This window comes from Streptomyces sp. NBC_00996 (assembly GCF_045162675.1).
Classification (GTDB): Bacteria; Actinomycetota; Actinomycetes; order Streptomycetales; family Streptomycetaceae; genus Streptomyces.
The window spans coordinates 5,730,027-5,742,856 of sequence record NZ_CP108723.1 but is presented as its reverse complement, the minus strand read 5'-3'; the positions used below and the strand labels follow the sequence as shown (position 1 = coordinate 5,742,856).

Genomic DNA, 12,830 nt, shown 5'->3' with positions numbered 1-12,830 from the left:
CAGGCCGGAATCGTCCACGGATGGCCCCTACTTGATCTGACCGGCCGCCCACTCGGCCCACTCGCGGCGCATGGCGTTGAACCGCAGGCCGTACTCCAGGGCGATCCGGCCGTAGGCCGAGAGGTCGTCGTCGTCCCAGTCGACCGACTCCATCAGGCGACGCAGGTCCTCATGGCCCTGGTCGGACATCTCGATCAGTTCGGCCAGATAGCCCCGCGCCTGCTCCGGCGTCAGCACCCCGAGGAAGAACACCCGCAGCAGAACATCGCTTCGAGTGCTGCGCTGCGGCCTGGTCCCGGTCAGCCAGTACCGCAGCTCGGCCAGCCCCTCGTCGGTGATGGCGTACTCCTTGCGGCCCCGCGGGCCCTCGGCCGCCACCGTGATCAGCCCCGTGCCCGCCAGCTTGGTCAGCTCGGTGTAGATCTGACTCTGGGTCGCCGGCCACACGTTGGCCAGCGACGTCTCGAACAGTTTCAGCAGGTCATACCCGCTCGCGGGGCGATCGGAGAGGAGGCCCAGCAGTGCGTGTCGGAGGCTCATGCCCCCACTCTACATTCCACACTTGACATGTCGCTACAGGACCTTCCAGTTTTGACATGTCAGGAACGGAACTACGAGTGAAACGCCGAAAACGGAGACCTCATGTCTTACCTGCGCACCTTCCTCCCGTGGATCATCTTCGCCGTGCTGCCCTCGGGGAGCTGGCAATGGGCCGCACTGGCCGCCCTGGTGGTCGCGGTGGCGGTGATCGCCCAGCAGGTACGGGCCGGCACCGGATTCGACGCGCTGATCATCGAGCTCGGCTCGGCGGTCTTCTTCGCCGCCCTGGCCGTCATGGCCTTCGCCGATCCGCACTCGGGCGTGCACGACTACTCGGCGGCCCTCTCCTCCGGCACCCTCGCGGTCATCGCCGGGGGCTCGCTGGCCATCGGCAAGCCGTTCACGCTGGGCATCGCCAAGCGCACCACTCCGCGCGAGATCTGGGAGCTCAAGCCGTTCATCCGGACCAACGTCGTCATCACCGCCGTATGGACGGTGGCCTTCGCCCTGACCGCCCTCGTGCTCGCCGTCGTCGCTCACGCCGGAAACGCCCACTCGGCCTCCGCCACGCTCATCCAGATCGCCGGCTTCGCCGCCCCGATGATCTTCACCGTCCGCCACGTCGCCCACGTCCAGGCCAAGGCAGCCGAGACCGCCCAGTAGGCCCGCCGCACCGCGAGAGCCACGCCCCGGCCGGCCTCCGAGGTCCGGCGAGTTCCGCCCCCGTCACCCCTGTCTCCATCGAAGTCCCAGGCCGGCGGCCTGGGGCTTTCGCATGTGTGGCGTATGCCCGGCCTCTGGTGACTCCACCGCCCGCGCACGCACCGCCCCGGCTCAGCGTGAGTCCGGCTCCCATGCCACCACGAGGTCCAGAAGTCCGAGAAAGGGGCTGACCACCGGAGCCACCCTCTTCGGCACCGCCCTGATGACCCTCGCCGTGGTCGGCGGTCTCGTGGTCCTCGCCGCCGAGCGCGGGGGCCCCGAACCCGTGTGACCGCCGGGCCCCGACTCCCGGGCCGGGCGGGACGGCGTGGCCCGACCGCTCGGCCTCGTCACGTCGGGCGAGCCGCGGAACGGCCTTTACGGGACGCCGAGTTCGAAGAGGGCGTAGCCCGCGTACGAACCCGAGGCCACCGCGGCGATGGCGAGCAGCGTGAACCGGGTGGGCAGGCGCAGGCCGCGCATCTGCAGGGCGAGCGGGATGAAGGAGCTGTTCGACCGGGCGCTCACCCCACCAGCGCCGCCGGGCCGAGCGTGCCGCCGCTCGGGCCAGGACCTTGCGTACATACGCCTCCGGTGCCTCCTCGGCGATCTTGGGCCAGACGAACCAGAGTTTGACCAGGGCCTCCTGGAGCAGGTCCTCGGCGCGGTGCCGGTCGCCGCCGGCGAGCAGCCGCGCGAGGTGGAACAAGGCGGACCAACGGGCCGCCACGAACCCGTCGAACCCATTGGCCCGCTCCTGCTCCATCCGCACCGTCCCCGTTCTCGCCGGCTCCCTGCACCGGCTCCCTGCACAAGGGGAAAGACACTGGAGGCCCCTTCAGGATGCACTCCACCCCTGTGATCCAGGTCGCGCACGGGCGGGGCTCCCCGGGTGTGGCTCTGCTGCGGCGACGGCCTGAGGGTGCAGTTGATGAACGGGCACGCGAGTCGTCGCAGCGGTACGGGTCGTCGGTGGCAGTACCCGGGGAATCCGCGGACGGGGATGCGGACGGCGACGCTGCCGTGGCGGGCTCCCTCGAAGCGGCGGACAGTACGGGACAATTCTTACGGCCCCATGACGTGACGTGCGCGCTCCACCGTGCGCCGCGCCCGGGGCCCTAGCGTTCGGCTCATGCGAGTACTGGTCACCGGCGGTGCCGGGTTCATCGGGTCCCATGTCGTCCAGGCGCTGGCCGCGCGGGGGCACGAGCCGGTCGTGTTCGACCTGCGCGACGGCCTGGACGTGCGCGACGCCGGGGCGGTCGCGGCCGCGCTGCCGGGGGTGGACGCCGTGTGTCATCAGGCGGCGATGGTGGGGCTGGGGACGGGATTCGGCGACGCCGTCGAGTACGTCTCGCGCAACGACCTCGGTACGGCGGTGCTGCTCGCCGCCATGGCGGACGCGGGCGTACGGCGGCTCGTGCTCGCAGGGTCGATGGTGGTGTACGGGGAGGGGCGGTACGAGTGCGCTGGGCACGGGGTGGTGCGGCCGGGGCCCCGGGCGGTCGAGGACCTGGACGCGGGGCGTTTCGAGCCCCGGTGCCCCCGGTGCGGTGAGGAACTGACGCCGGGTCTGGTGGGCGAGGACGCACCGGTCGACCCCCGGAACGTGTACGCGACGACCAAGCTGGCCCAGGAGCATCTGGCGGCGGCCTGGGCCCGGTCGACGGGCGGCGGCGCCGTGTCGCTGCGCTACCACAACGTGTACGGGCCCGGGATGCCGCGCGACACCCCGTACGCCGGCGTCGCCTCCTTCTTCCGGTCCGCGCTCGCCCGGGGCGAGGCCCCGCGCGTCTTCGAGGACGGCGGGCAGCGGCGGGACTTCGTGCACGTGGGGGATGTGGCGGCGGCCAACGTGGCGGCGCTGGAGGCGAGCTCGCACGACGGTGCGCTCACCGCCTACAACACCGGCAGCGGCGAACCGCACACCGTCGGCGAGATGGCACGCGCCCTGGCCGCCGCGTACGGCGGGCCCGAGCCCGTCGTGACCGGGGAGTACCGGCTGGGCGACGTACGGCACATCACCGCCGACTCCTCACGGCTGCGGGCCGAGCTGGGCTGGAAGGCCGAGGTCGGATTCGCGGAGGGAATGCGGGAGTTCGCGGCGGCGCGGTTGAGCGGGGAGTAACTGCTTTCACCCCCTCCGCCCCTACCCGTCCCGTACCTGGGGGCTGCCGCCCCCAGACCCCCGCCAAAAGATCGCCCCCGGTTCCCCGCGCCCCTGAAGCGGCGCGGGGAACCGGGGGCGAGGAACTCAGGCCCTGGCCATGGGAAGCGTGACCTCGAAGCGGCAGCCGCCGGGGACGTTGTGGACGGCGGCCTGGCCCTGGTGGGCCTCCACGATGCCGCGGACGATGGCGAGGCCCAGGCCCGCCCCGGCGGGAGGCGTGCGCGCGTGCGTACCCCGCCAGCCGGTGTCGAAGACGCGCGGAAGATCCTCCTCGGGGATACCCCCGCAGCCGTCGGTGACGGACAGGACGACCCCCTCGGACGAGCGTTCCGCCGCCACCGCGACCGTACCGTCGGCAGGCGTACGCCGGATCGCGTTGACGAGCAGATTGCCCAGCACGCGGCTCATTTCCTTCCCGTCGACCTCGACGGGGAGCGGCTCGATCCGGTCGCCGACCAGCCGTACGCCGTGCTCGCGGGCCAGCGGATCCACGCCCGCGAGGGCATCGCCCACCAGGTCGTACACGGAGATCCGGGAGGGGGAGAGAGCAAGGGCCCCGGCGTGTATGCGGGAGAGCTCGAACAGATCGCCGACCATGTCGTTGAGGCGCTCGACCTCGGTGCGGATCTGGCGGAGATAGCGGTCGGGATCGGCGGCGACGCCGTCTTCGAGAGCCTCGGACATGGCGCGGAGCCCCGCGAGGGGGGTGCGCAGGTCGTGGGAGATCCACGCGACGAGTTCACGGCGCGAGGTCTCCAGGGCACGTTCGCGGTCGCGGGACTCGGCGAGCTTCGCGCTGGTGGTCTCCAACTCACGGCTCAGCCCGGCGAGTTCGGCCGTCGCCGGGCCGTCGGGGGCCGCGAAGTCGCCGCCGTCGCCGAAGGAGCGGGCGGCGAGGGTGAGCGCCCGGCTGCTGGCCACCACCCAGCGACCGAGCAGCAGCGCGGTGGCCAGCGAGACGACCGCCGCCATCGCGACGACCGTGGTGACGACGGTCAGGTCGTGCGGGGACAGGAACATCGCCCACGCCACGGCCAGTGTCCCCGCGAGCATCGCGGTGACGGCCACCGTGGCGACGACCGCGAGCGACGCGGTCAGCGAGCGCCGCCGGATCAGCCGGAGCACACCCGCGCCGAGCAGCCCGGCCGCGGCGGCACCAAGGAAGGCGAAGAGGGCGATGAGCATCATGTCGCGCATGGTCGGACCGCCTCCCGACAGGACAGGGCACGGAACATCGTCAGACCGCCTCCGGGCAGGACAGGGCAGCGAACATCGTCAGACCGCCTCCGGGCAGGACAGGGCAGCGAACATCGCCGGACCGCCTCCTCGCCGGGCGTGGCAGCGAACATCGTCAGACCGCCCCCTCGCCGGGCGTGGCGTCGAAGCGGTAGCCGACGCCCCACACCGTCTGGATCAGGCGGGGTCTGGCCGGGTCGTCCTCGACCTTCCCCCGCAGCCGGCGCACGTGCACCGTGACCGTCGACAGGTCCCCGAAGTCCCAGCCCCAGACCTCGCGCATCAGGTCCTCGCGGCTGAAGGCGCGGCCGGGATGCCGGAGGAAGAAGGCGAGGAGGTCGAACTCCCGGATGGTGAGGGCGAGTTCGACGCCCTCCTTGGTGGCGCGGCGAGCGGCCGGGTCGACGGTGAGACCGGCCGTGTGCAGGGGATGCGCGGAGGCGGAGGGGCGGGTCCGGCGCAGGACGGACTCCACGCGCAGGACCAGTTCCCTGGGGCTGAACGGCTTGGTGACGTAGTCGTCCGCACCCACCTCCAGGCCCAGGATCCGGTCGTCCTCGTCACCGCGGGCGGTGAGCATGATGACCGGAACGGGCCCGTGCCCGCGCATCCGCCGGCACACCTCCAGGCCGTCCATCCCGGGCAGCATCAGGTCCAGGACCACCAGGTCCGGCCAGTGCGCGGCGGCACGGGCGAGCGCGGCGGGTCCGTCCGCGGCGCGGTCCACGACGTAGCCCGCGCGGTCGAGGTAGCCGGAGACGATCTCGGCGACGGTCGGGTCGTCGTCCACGACGAGGACGCGCGTCGTGTCCCCGTACCCGCTCGGGGCGGCTGCGGCACCTGGGGCTTCGTACGGCTGATGCATGCGTCCAGCCTCCCACCGGCCGCAGGTCCGTGCCGACCCGCGACCTGGACGTCCGTGATTCGTAAGGAGTCCCGACGTGCGGGTTCGCGACGAGCCCGACGTCCCTGTTTCGTAAGGACCCGAAGTCCGATATTTACCTTTCGCGTTCGTAGGGTGAAGGCCGTGACTGCCCATCCCGCCTGTCCCCCATCGGACCCGCAAGTCGACGTGGTCCTCCCCTGTCTCAACGAGGCCGAGGCCCTGCCCTGGGTACTCGCCCGCATCCCGCCGGGCTGGCGCGCGCTGGTCGTGGACAACGGCTCCACGGACGGCTCGGCCGAACTGGCCCACGGGCTCGGCGCGACCGTGGTGCGCGAGGCGCGGCGCGGGTTCGGTGCCGCCTGCCATGCCGGGCTGACCGCCGCCACCGCGGACATCGTGTGCTTCTGCGACTGCGACGCCTCGCTCGACCCGGCCCTCCTCGTCCCGTTCGTCCGCGAAGTGCGCGACGGTGGGGCCGACCTCGTGCTCGGGCGGCGCCGCCCGCGGGGCCGGAGGGCGTGGCCCGTGCACGCCCGGGCAGGCAATCTCGCGCTGGCGCGGATGCTCCGGCGCCGCACCGGGCTGCGCCTGCACGACCTCGGCCCGCTGCGGGCCGCCCGCCGCGAGCCGCTGCTGGACCTCGGCCTCACCGACCGCCGCAGCGGCTACCCGCTGCAGATGGTCGTCCGGGCCGCCGACGCCGGCTGGCACATCACCGAGCACGACGTTCCGTATCTGCCGCGCACCGGCACCTCCAAGGTCACCGGCACCTGGCGGGGCACCTGGCAGGCGGTACGGGACATGCGCCGCGTCCTCGCGGAACCGCCGGCGCGCGTCGAGACGCCCGCCCCCTCTCAGGGAGGAACCATCCAGTGACGACTCTCCTCGTCATCGCCAAGGAACCGCGGCCAGGACGGGTCAAGACCCGGCTCACGCCGCCGTTCACACCCCGGGAAGCCGCGCTGCTCGCCGAGGCGGCCCTCGTGGACACCCTGCGTACGGTGGCGGCGACCCCCGCCCGGCGTCGCGTGCTGGTGCTCGACGGAGAGCCGGGGGCCTGGCTGCCGCCCGGCTTCGACGTCGTACCGCAGTGCGCGGGAGCTCTGGACGAGCGGCTGGCCGCGGCCTTCGCCCGCTGCGACGGGCCCGCGCTGCTCATCGGCATGGACACACCGCAGGTGACGCCCGAGCTGCTCACCGTGGACTTCGCCGACTGCGACGCCTACTTCGGGCCGGCCGAGGACGGGGGGTTCTGGGCGCTGGGGCTTGCGAAGCCCGATCCCGGGCTGCTGCGGGGCGTGCCGATGTCCACGCCGACGACGGGGGCCGTGCAGCGGGAGCGGCTCGTCGCCGCGGGGCTGCTGGTGCGGGATCTGCCGCGGCTGCGGGACGTCGACACCTCCGCCGACGCGGAGGCGGTCGCCGCGGTCGCGCCCGGTGGGCGGTTCGCCGCGGAGTTGGCCCGCGTGCAGGCGGTGAGCCACCGGTGAGTACGGCACCCGGCGTAGGGGCCGGCCACAGGGAGGGTGCGCTTGCCGGCGCGCTCAGGGTGCCGCCGCGCCCACCCGTGCCGCCCCTTGCGGCACGCCTGCCCGCAGCTGCGGCGGTCCCGAGTGCGCCCTGGTCCGCGGACCCGTACTCCGACGCGCTCCGTACCGGTCGAGGTCCCCTCTACCTTCGCCGTCCCGACGGCTGGCTGCTCCCGCTCGATGTCGAGCGTTGGTGTGCGCGGGCCGACGCGGTCGACCGGGAGGTGCTGGGGCGCTGCGAAGGGGCCGTGCTCGACGTGGGATGCGGGCCGGGGCGGCTGGTCGCCGAGCTTGCGGCACGGGGGCGGCCCGCGCTCGGGATCGATGTCAGTGAGGCCGCCGTCTCGCACACCGTGCGACTCGGCGGGCAGGCGCTGCACCGGTCCGTCTTCGAGCCGCTCCCGGGTGAAGGCCGCTGGGACACCGCGCTCCTCATCGACGGCAACGTCGGCATCGGCGGCGACCCGGCCGCCCTGCTGAGCCGGATGTGCCACGTCCTGACCCCTGGCGGACTGTTGATCGCCGAGACCGTCCCGGACGTGGACGTGGACGAACGTGTCGACGTCCACGTCGTCCGCGTCACCGGCGCCCACGACGGCGCCGGTGACCTCGGCCCGGCCTTCCCCTGGGCCCGCCTCGGCACCCCGGCCCTGCTGCGGCACGCGACCCGCGCGGGCTGGCGCCCGGACGCTCAGTGGGCGACCGGCGGCCGCTCCTTCGTCGCCCTGCGCAACCGCCGCAGCCTCCGTACGAGGAGCAGCGCCGAGCCGCCGAACAGCACCGCCGTGATCAGCAGCCAGCGGGACAGGAAGTCGTCGCCAGAGAGGCCGGTCGCGGACCTGTAGTGGTCCGCCACCTGCCCGCTGATCAGCGGAAACCACACCAGCAGCAGGAGAGCGGAGAGCGCCGCCGGGACCCGGACGTAGACCGTCCACTCCCGGCGGCCGACCCCGTCCAGCGACCCCGTGACAGCCCGGTCCGCTCCCGAGTACAGCGGCACCAGCACCAGGTCGTGCAGCACCGCCAGGCCCACGAACCACACTGCGACCTCGAACCAGTTGTCGCCGAGCAGCCGCACCCCCGCGTACCCGGCGAGCGCGAACGAGCAGGCGAACAGCAGGATCTGGAGCGGACTGCCCAGCGCGGGCTTGGTGAAGGGCCGTCGCATCACAGGTCTCCGAACGTCATCCGGGCCACCCACTTGGTGTTGAGCACACCGGGCGCCGCGGGAACGATGATCCGCGCGGGGTAGCCGTGGTCGGGGGTCAGCTCCTCGCCGTTGACGAACAGGGCGAGCAGGGAGCGCGGGTCGCGTACCTGGTTGTAGCGCAGGGCGGCCCGACGGAAGGCCCCGTGCCGCTGGAGCGACTCCACCAGCACGTCGGGCGCCGCGCCCTCCTCGTACCCGACGAGCGCCGCCAGATCCCGGATCCGCACCCCCCGCCACCACTGGTCGGAGGTCGACCAGCCCTCCACGCAGGCGATGGGCAACGCGGAACTGTGCAGCGGGAGTCGCAGCAGGTCGGCCCGGCTCAGCCGGACCGTCCGGCCGGACCCCTCGACGACCAGGCGCCAGGCTTCCTCGCTCGTCTCGCTCGCGCTGATCCCGCGCGAGGCGGCCGTCTTGTTGATCTGGAACCCGGCGGGGCCGGAGCCCGGTTCGGCGCCGCCGTGCGGGGCGAGCACGGCCGTCTCCCGCAGTGGCCCGTCGAAGCTGTGGCCCGCCGTCGTGACGAACAGGAGCAGCGAGCCGCCGCCGACGAACCCGAGGGCACCGCGCCGCGAGAAGGTGGGCGGGACGGGGTCCGGCGCCACCAACTCATCGCCCTCGTCCGCCGGATGACGCGCAGGACGCTCGTCCTTCAGATGGCGCAGATTGCGCACCGCCATCGGCACCCGCAGCACCGCGTGCGCCACGAACGCGGCGAAGAACACCCACGCGCCGTAGAAGTGCAGCGGATAGAAGGAGCCGGGGAAGATGTAGTCGAGCTGGACGTTGAGCACGCCCGTCGTGAACTCGAAGAGGGCGCCGCCGACCAGCAGGAGCAGCGAGATCCGCTCCAGGGCGTGCGCGAAGGACCGGGCCGGCGGCAGCGTGAACAGCTTCGGCACGACCGACCACAGCTTCGCCAGGAGTACGGGGATCAGCACGATGCCGAGCGTGACGTGGACGCCCTGGGTGAGCCGGTACAGCCAGGACGGGTCGGTCGGCCAGGAGAAGAGGTAGAAGCCGAGCAGCCCCTTGTCGGGGGTCATGTCGTTGACCGGCGACAGGTTCGGGTTGTAGGCGGCGTACGACAGGAGACCCGTCACGAACAGCACCGTGATCCCGCCGAGCAGCACGATGCCCAGCACGGAGGTGAACCAGGGGCCGCGCAGCGGACTGCGCCAGAACGCGGGAGAGGAGGGAGACCGTGGCATGCCTCGACCGTAGGCCGGGGACACCCCCCGAACGGCTCCGCAAACCATGACGAAACTCTGACGTCCACCCCTGCGGCGGCCCCATCGGAGCGCTCCCGGCCTAGCGTGCCGGTGTGAACCGCGATCTTCCCCGCGACCTCCGCGACCGCCCCCGCGAACCCGGCGATCTCCCCCGTCACCCCCGCGGCCTTCCCCGCGGTCTTCTCCTCGATCTGTCCGCCGCCCTCGCCGCGGCCCTGCTCGTCACGGCGGCCGTCCTGATCGGCAACGCCATCGAGCACCGCGACGGCACACTGCACGTCAGCTGGCCGCCGCTGTACGCCCACTGGGAACCGCATGTCGGCCCCGGCACCCCGGCCGCGATCGTGGTGGCCGTCGCGGTCATCGCCTACGGGCCACTGCTCGCCGCCCGGCTGCCGTGGCGCGCGCTGCTGTTCGCCGCCTGGGGTACCGCCATGGCGTGGACGTACTCCCTCGCGCTGATCGACGGCTGGCAGCGCGGGATCGCTCGGCGACTGACGACCGAGTACGAGTACCTGCAGGTCATCAGCCCGGTCAACCGCTTCCACGACATCCCGGCCGCCCTGCGGGACTTCACCCACCACATCCTGATCCACTCCCCCGACCACTGGCCCGCGCACGTCGCCGGGCATCCCCCCGCGGCCACCCTCACCTTCGTTCTGCTCGACCGGATCGGGCTGGGCGGCGGGGCCTGGGCGGGCGTCTGGTGCATCACCGTCGGGGCGACGGCGGGCGCCGCGGTCCTCGTCACCGTACGGACGCTGGCCGGGGAAGCCCTCGCCCGCCGTGCCGCCCCGTTCCTCGTCCTTGCGCCGGCCGCCGTGTGGATGGGCACCTCCGCGGACGGATACTTCGCGGCGGTCGCCGCCTGGGCCGTCGCGTTCCTCGCCCTCGCGGTCACCGGACACCGACCGCGCGCGACCGGCCTCGCCTCCGGGCTTCTCTTCGGCCTCACCGCGTATCTCTCGTACGGGCTCACGCTGTTCGCGGTGATCGCCTGCGCCGTCCTGCTGCTCGGGCGCCGACGGCTGCACCCCCTTCCGTACGTCGTCGCCGGACTCGCCGTCGTGCCGCTGGTTTTCACGCTGCTCGGCTTCAACTGGTGGGAGGCCTACCGCCTGCTCGTCACCCGCTACTACGAAGGGGCGGGCGGCATCCGCCCGTACGGCTACTGGGTGTGGGCGAACCTCGCGTGCACGGCGCTCATCGTCGGCGTGGCGACGGTGGCGGGCCTGCGCCGGGCGGGCGCGGCCCCCCTGCGCAAGGACGTCCGCGGCTGCCTCCGTGACCCCGCGGCCGAACCCCGGCTGTCGGTACTGGTGTTCGCCGCCCTGCTCGCCCTTCTCGTCGCCGACCTGTCCGGCATGAGCAAGGCGGAGACGGAGCGCATCTGGCTGCCGTTCGCGATGTGGCTGCTCCCGGCATGCGCGTTCCTCCCCCGGCCGCGCGCCTGGCTCACCGCGCAGGCCATCCTCGCGTTGACCCTCAATCACCTGCTGTTCACCGGCTGGTGACCCCGCCTCGGACCGGTCGCCCCCGTGCCCTTCGGCCGCCGTCGACGGAGCCGCGGCTCACTTCGGACGGTCGACACGCTCACGCGCCGACCCGGACTCCGCGCGCGGGGGCCATGATCCGCATACGCTCGACGGGCACACGCGCCGACAGACCACGGAGGTCCGCAGATGCTCGCGTCCTGGTACGACCGGCAGGGCCCGGCGGCCGACGTGCTCCAGGTCGGCGAGTTGCCCGATCCCGAGCCCGGCCCCGGCGAGGTCCGCGTCCGCGTCACCGTGTCGGGCGTCAACCCCGGCGACACCAAGAAGCGGCGCGGCTGGCTCGGCTCGTCGATGCCCTTCCCCCGGGTGGTCCCGCACAGCGACGCGGCCGGTGTCGTCGACGCCGTCGGCGAGGGGATCGACGCACACCGCATCGGGCAGCGGGTGTGGGTGCACGGAGCCCAGTCCTACCGGCCGTTCGGGACCGCGGCCCAGTACACCGTGGTGCCCGCCCCGCAAGCCGTGCCGCTGCCCGACCAGCTGAGCGACGAACTCGGCGCGAGTCTGGGCATCCCCGGGATCACCGCGCACCGCACGGTGTTCGGTGACGGCCCGGTCGACGGCAGGACCGTGCTGGTGCACGGCGTACTCGGCGGCGTCGGCTCACTGGCCGCGCAACTCGCCCGCTGGGGCGGCGCGACGGTGATCGCCACCGTGCGGCGCGGCGAGGACCTGGACCGCGTCGACCCCGCCGTGGTGTCCCACGCCGTCGCCCTCGACCGGGACGACCCGGTCGAGGCCATTCGCGCGTACGCGCCCGACGGGGTGCACCGCGTCGTCGAAGTGGCCCTGTCCGACAACGCCGACCTGGACACCGCGGTCGTCGCGAACGACGCGGTCGTCGCCGCCTATGCCACCCGCGACGACCGGCCCCGACTTCCCTTCTGGCCCCTGCTGTTCCACAACGTGACCCTGCGTCTGCTGGGCAGCGACGACTTCCCCGCCGAGGCGAAACGACAGGCCGCCCGCGACCTCACCGCCGCGGCCGCCGTCGGCGCCCTCACCGTCGACGTCGGCGACCGCTACCCGCTGGACGAGATCGCCCGCGCCCACGACCGCGTCGACGCCGGCGGCCGCGGCCGGGTGCTGGTCACCGTCCCCTAGGTCCTGTCGTACGTCCTCGACAGGTCCTGTCGTACGTCCTCGACCGGGACGTCAGCGGGCGAGGGACCCGGCGTCTCCCATGACGATCACCGGGTGCCGGCCGGGATCGAGCGCGCGCAGCAGCTCCTTCATGTGCTCCCGCGCCAGGCTCACGCAGCCGCGCCCACGGCCGCCGTGGTCGTCGAGCAGCGTCGGGCCGCTCAGCCCTGGGCGGATACCTTCTTGATCGCCTCGCGGATCCGGGAGTACGTACCGCAGCGGCAGACGTTCTCGATGCGGTCGATGTCGGCGTCCGTCGGGCTGGACGTCTTCTTGAGAAGGGCCGCCGCGGCCATGATCTGCCCGGGCTGGCAGAAGCCGCACTGGGCGACATCGCAGTCGAGCCAGGCCCGCTGGACCGGGTGCAGGGTGTCGCCGTCGGCCAGGCCCTCGATGGTGGTGACCTTGTGGCCCGCGCAGTCCGCGACCGGGACGACGCAGGGCTGGACCTCCGCCCCGTCGAGGTGGCTGGTGCAGGCGCGGCAGACGCCGACCCCGCAGCCGTACTTGGGCCCCGTGACGTCCAGCATGTCGCGCAGGACCCACAGCAGGGGCATGTCGGCCGGCGCCTCGACGGTGACCGGCTTCCCGTTGAGCAGGAACGAGTAGGTGGGCATCGGCACCGT

At 73.0% G+C, this 12,830-nt stretch carries 13 protein-coding genes and 1 pseudogene; 8 read left to right on the top strand and 6 right to left on the bottom strand.

Annotation, left to right across the window (positions count from 1 at the left end):
* Positions 1-27 precede the first annotated feature (27 nt).
* Positions 28-540, bottom strand: coding sequence for a PadR family transcriptional regulator (locus OG390_RS26980; RefSeq protein ID WP_406171796.1), 513 nt, complete (start codon positions 538-540; stop codon positions 28-30).
* A gap of 102 nt (positions 541-642) precedes the next feature.
* Between OG390_RS26980 and OG390_RS26975 the strand changes: the two genes are divergently transcribed.
* Positions 643-1,203, top strand: a complete 561-nt coding sequence (locus OG390_RS26975; RefSeq protein WP_406171794.1) for a hypothetical protein — start codon at positions 643-645, stop codon at positions 1,201-1,203.
* 112 nt (positions 1,204-1,315) lie between these two features.
* On the top strand, positions 1,316-1,534 hold the full coding sequence (locus tag OG390_RS26970) for a hypothetical protein (RefSeq protein WP_406178374.1): 219 nt from the start codon (positions 1,316-1,318) through the stop codon (positions 1,532-1,534).
* A gap of 189 nt (positions 1,535-1,723) precedes the next feature.
* On the opposite strand, the pseudogene OG390_RS26965 reads toward OG390_RS26970, so the two are convergent.
* Positions 1,724-2,008: pseudogene (locus OG390_RS26965) on the bottom strand (sigma factor); the annotation flags it as partial.
* A gap of 366 nt (positions 2,009-2,374) precedes the next feature.
* On the opposite strand from OG390_RS26965, the gene OG390_RS26960 reads away from it, so the two are divergent.
* Positions 2,375-3,370, top strand: coding sequence for an NAD-dependent epimerase/dehydratase family protein (locus OG390_RS26960; protein ID WP_406171792.1), 996 nt, complete (start codon positions 2,375-2,377; stop codon positions 3,368-3,370).
* Positions 3,371-3,496: 126 nt separating this feature from the next.
* On the opposite strand, the gene OG390_RS26955 is transcribed toward OG390_RS26960, so the two are convergent.
* Positions 3,497-4,609 carry a sensor histidine kinase gene (locus OG390_RS26955; protein WP_406171790.1) on the bottom strand — a complete coding sequence of 371 codons (1,113 nt, stop codon included), beginning with the start codon at positions 4,607-4,609 and terminating at the stop codon, positions 3,497-3,499.
* Positions 4,610-4,763: 154 nt separating this feature from the next.
* Entirely contained in the window at positions 4,764-5,513 is a 750-nt protein-coding gene (locus OG390_RS26950) for a response regulator transcription factor (RefSeq protein ID WP_406171788.1), read from the bottom strand.
* Between the two features lie 153 nt (positions 5,514-5,666).
* Here OG390_RS26950 and OG390_RS26945 point away from each other — a divergent pair, with 153 nt between their 5' ends.
* From OG390_RS26945 to OG390_RS26935, 3 genes are all read left to right on the top strand, one after another.
* Positions 5,667-6,410: a glycosyltransferase family 2 protein gene (locus tag OG390_RS26945; protein WP_406171786.1), complete on the top strand. Its 744-nt coding sequence runs from the start codon at positions 5,667-5,669 to the stop codon at positions 6,408-6,410.
* On the top strand, positions 6,407-7,024 hold the full coding sequence (locus OG390_RS26940) for a DUF2064 domain-containing protein (RefSeq protein ID WP_406171784.1): 618 nt from the start codon (positions 6,407-6,409) through the stop codon (positions 7,022-7,024). The genes OG390_RS26945 and OG390_RS26940 overlap by 4 nt, the downstream gene beginning before the upstream one ends.
* Positions 7,025-7,122: 98 nt before the next feature.
* The gene (locus OG390_RS26935; protein WP_406177874.1) at positions 7,123-7,908 is read left to right on the top strand and encodes a class I SAM-dependent methyltransferase; all 786 of its coding nucleotides are present in this window, start codon (positions 7,123-7,125) and stop codon (positions 7,906-7,908) included.
* Between the two features lie 322 nt (positions 7,909-8,230).
* Here the strand turns inward: OG390_RS26935 and OG390_RS26930 are convergent, their stop codons facing one another.
* Positions 8,231-9,484, bottom strand: coding sequence for a molybdopterin-dependent oxidoreductase (locus OG390_RS26930; RefSeq protein WP_406171782.1), 1,254 nt, complete (start codon positions 9,482-9,484; stop codon positions 8,231-8,233).
* Between the two features lie 113 nt (positions 9,485-9,597).
* Between OG390_RS26930 and OG390_RS26925 the strand changes: the two genes are divergently transcribed.
* Both OG390_RS26925 and OG390_RS26920 read left to right on the top strand, forming a co-directional pair.
* Positions 9,598-11,019 (top strand): hypothetical protein, encoded by a 1,422-nt coding sequence (locus OG390_RS26925; RefSeq protein ID WP_406171780.1) that lies wholly within the window; start codon positions 9,598-9,600, stop codon positions 11,017-11,019.
* Between the two features lie 168 nt (positions 11,020-11,187).
* Positions 11,188-12,165 carry an NADPH:quinone reductase gene (locus OG390_RS26920; protein WP_406171778.1) on the top strand — a complete coding sequence of 326 codons (978 nt, stop codon included), beginning with the start codon at positions 11,188-11,190 and terminating at the stop codon, positions 12,163-12,165.
* Between the two features lie 200 nt (positions 12,166-12,365).
* Here the strand turns inward: OG390_RS26920 and OG390_RS26915 are convergent, their stop codons facing one another.
* On the bottom strand, positions 12,366-12,821 hold the full coding sequence (locus OG390_RS26915; protein WP_406171776.1) for a (2Fe-2S)-binding protein: 456 nt from the start codon (positions 12,819-12,821) through the stop codon (positions 12,366-12,368).
* Between the last annotated feature and the right edge of the window lie 9 nt (positions 12,822-12,830).

Coding starts and splice junctions, on each gene's coding strand:
- OG390_RS26920 (WP_406171778.1), top strand. CDS start 11,188: ATGCTCGCGTCCTGGTACGACCGGCAGGGCCCGGCGGCCGACGTGCTC.
- OG390_RS26960 (WP_406171792.1), top strand. CDS start 2,375: ATGCGAGTACTGGTCACCGGCGGTGCCGGGTTCATCGGGTCCCATGTC.
- OG390_RS26970 (WP_406178374.1), top strand. CDS start 1,316: ATGTGTGGCGTATGCCCGGCCTCTGGTGACTCCACCGCCCGCGCACGC.
- OG390_RS26950 (WP_406171788.1), bottom strand. CDS start 5,513: ATGCATCAGCCGTACGAAGCCCCAGGTGCCGCAGCCGCCCCGAGCGGG.
- OG390_RS26955 (WP_406171790.1), bottom strand. CDS start 4,609: ATGCGCGACATGATGCTCATCGCCCTCTTCGCCTTCCTTGGTGCCGCC.
- OG390_RS26930 (WP_406171782.1), bottom strand. CDS start 9,484: ATGCCACGGTCTCCCTCCTCTCCCGCGTTCTGGCGCAGTCCGCTGCGC.
- OG390_RS26915 (WP_406171776.1), bottom strand. CDS start 12,821: ATGCCCACCTACTCGTTCCTGCTCAACGGGAAGCCGGTCACCGTCGAG.
- OG390_RS26975 (WP_406171794.1), top strand. CDS start 643: ATGTCTTACCTGCGCACCTTCCTCCCGTGGATCATCTTCGCCGTGCTG.
- OG390_RS26980 (WP_406171796.1), bottom strand. CDS start 540: ATGAGCCTCCGACACGCACTGCTGGGCCTCCTCTCCGATCGCCCCGCG.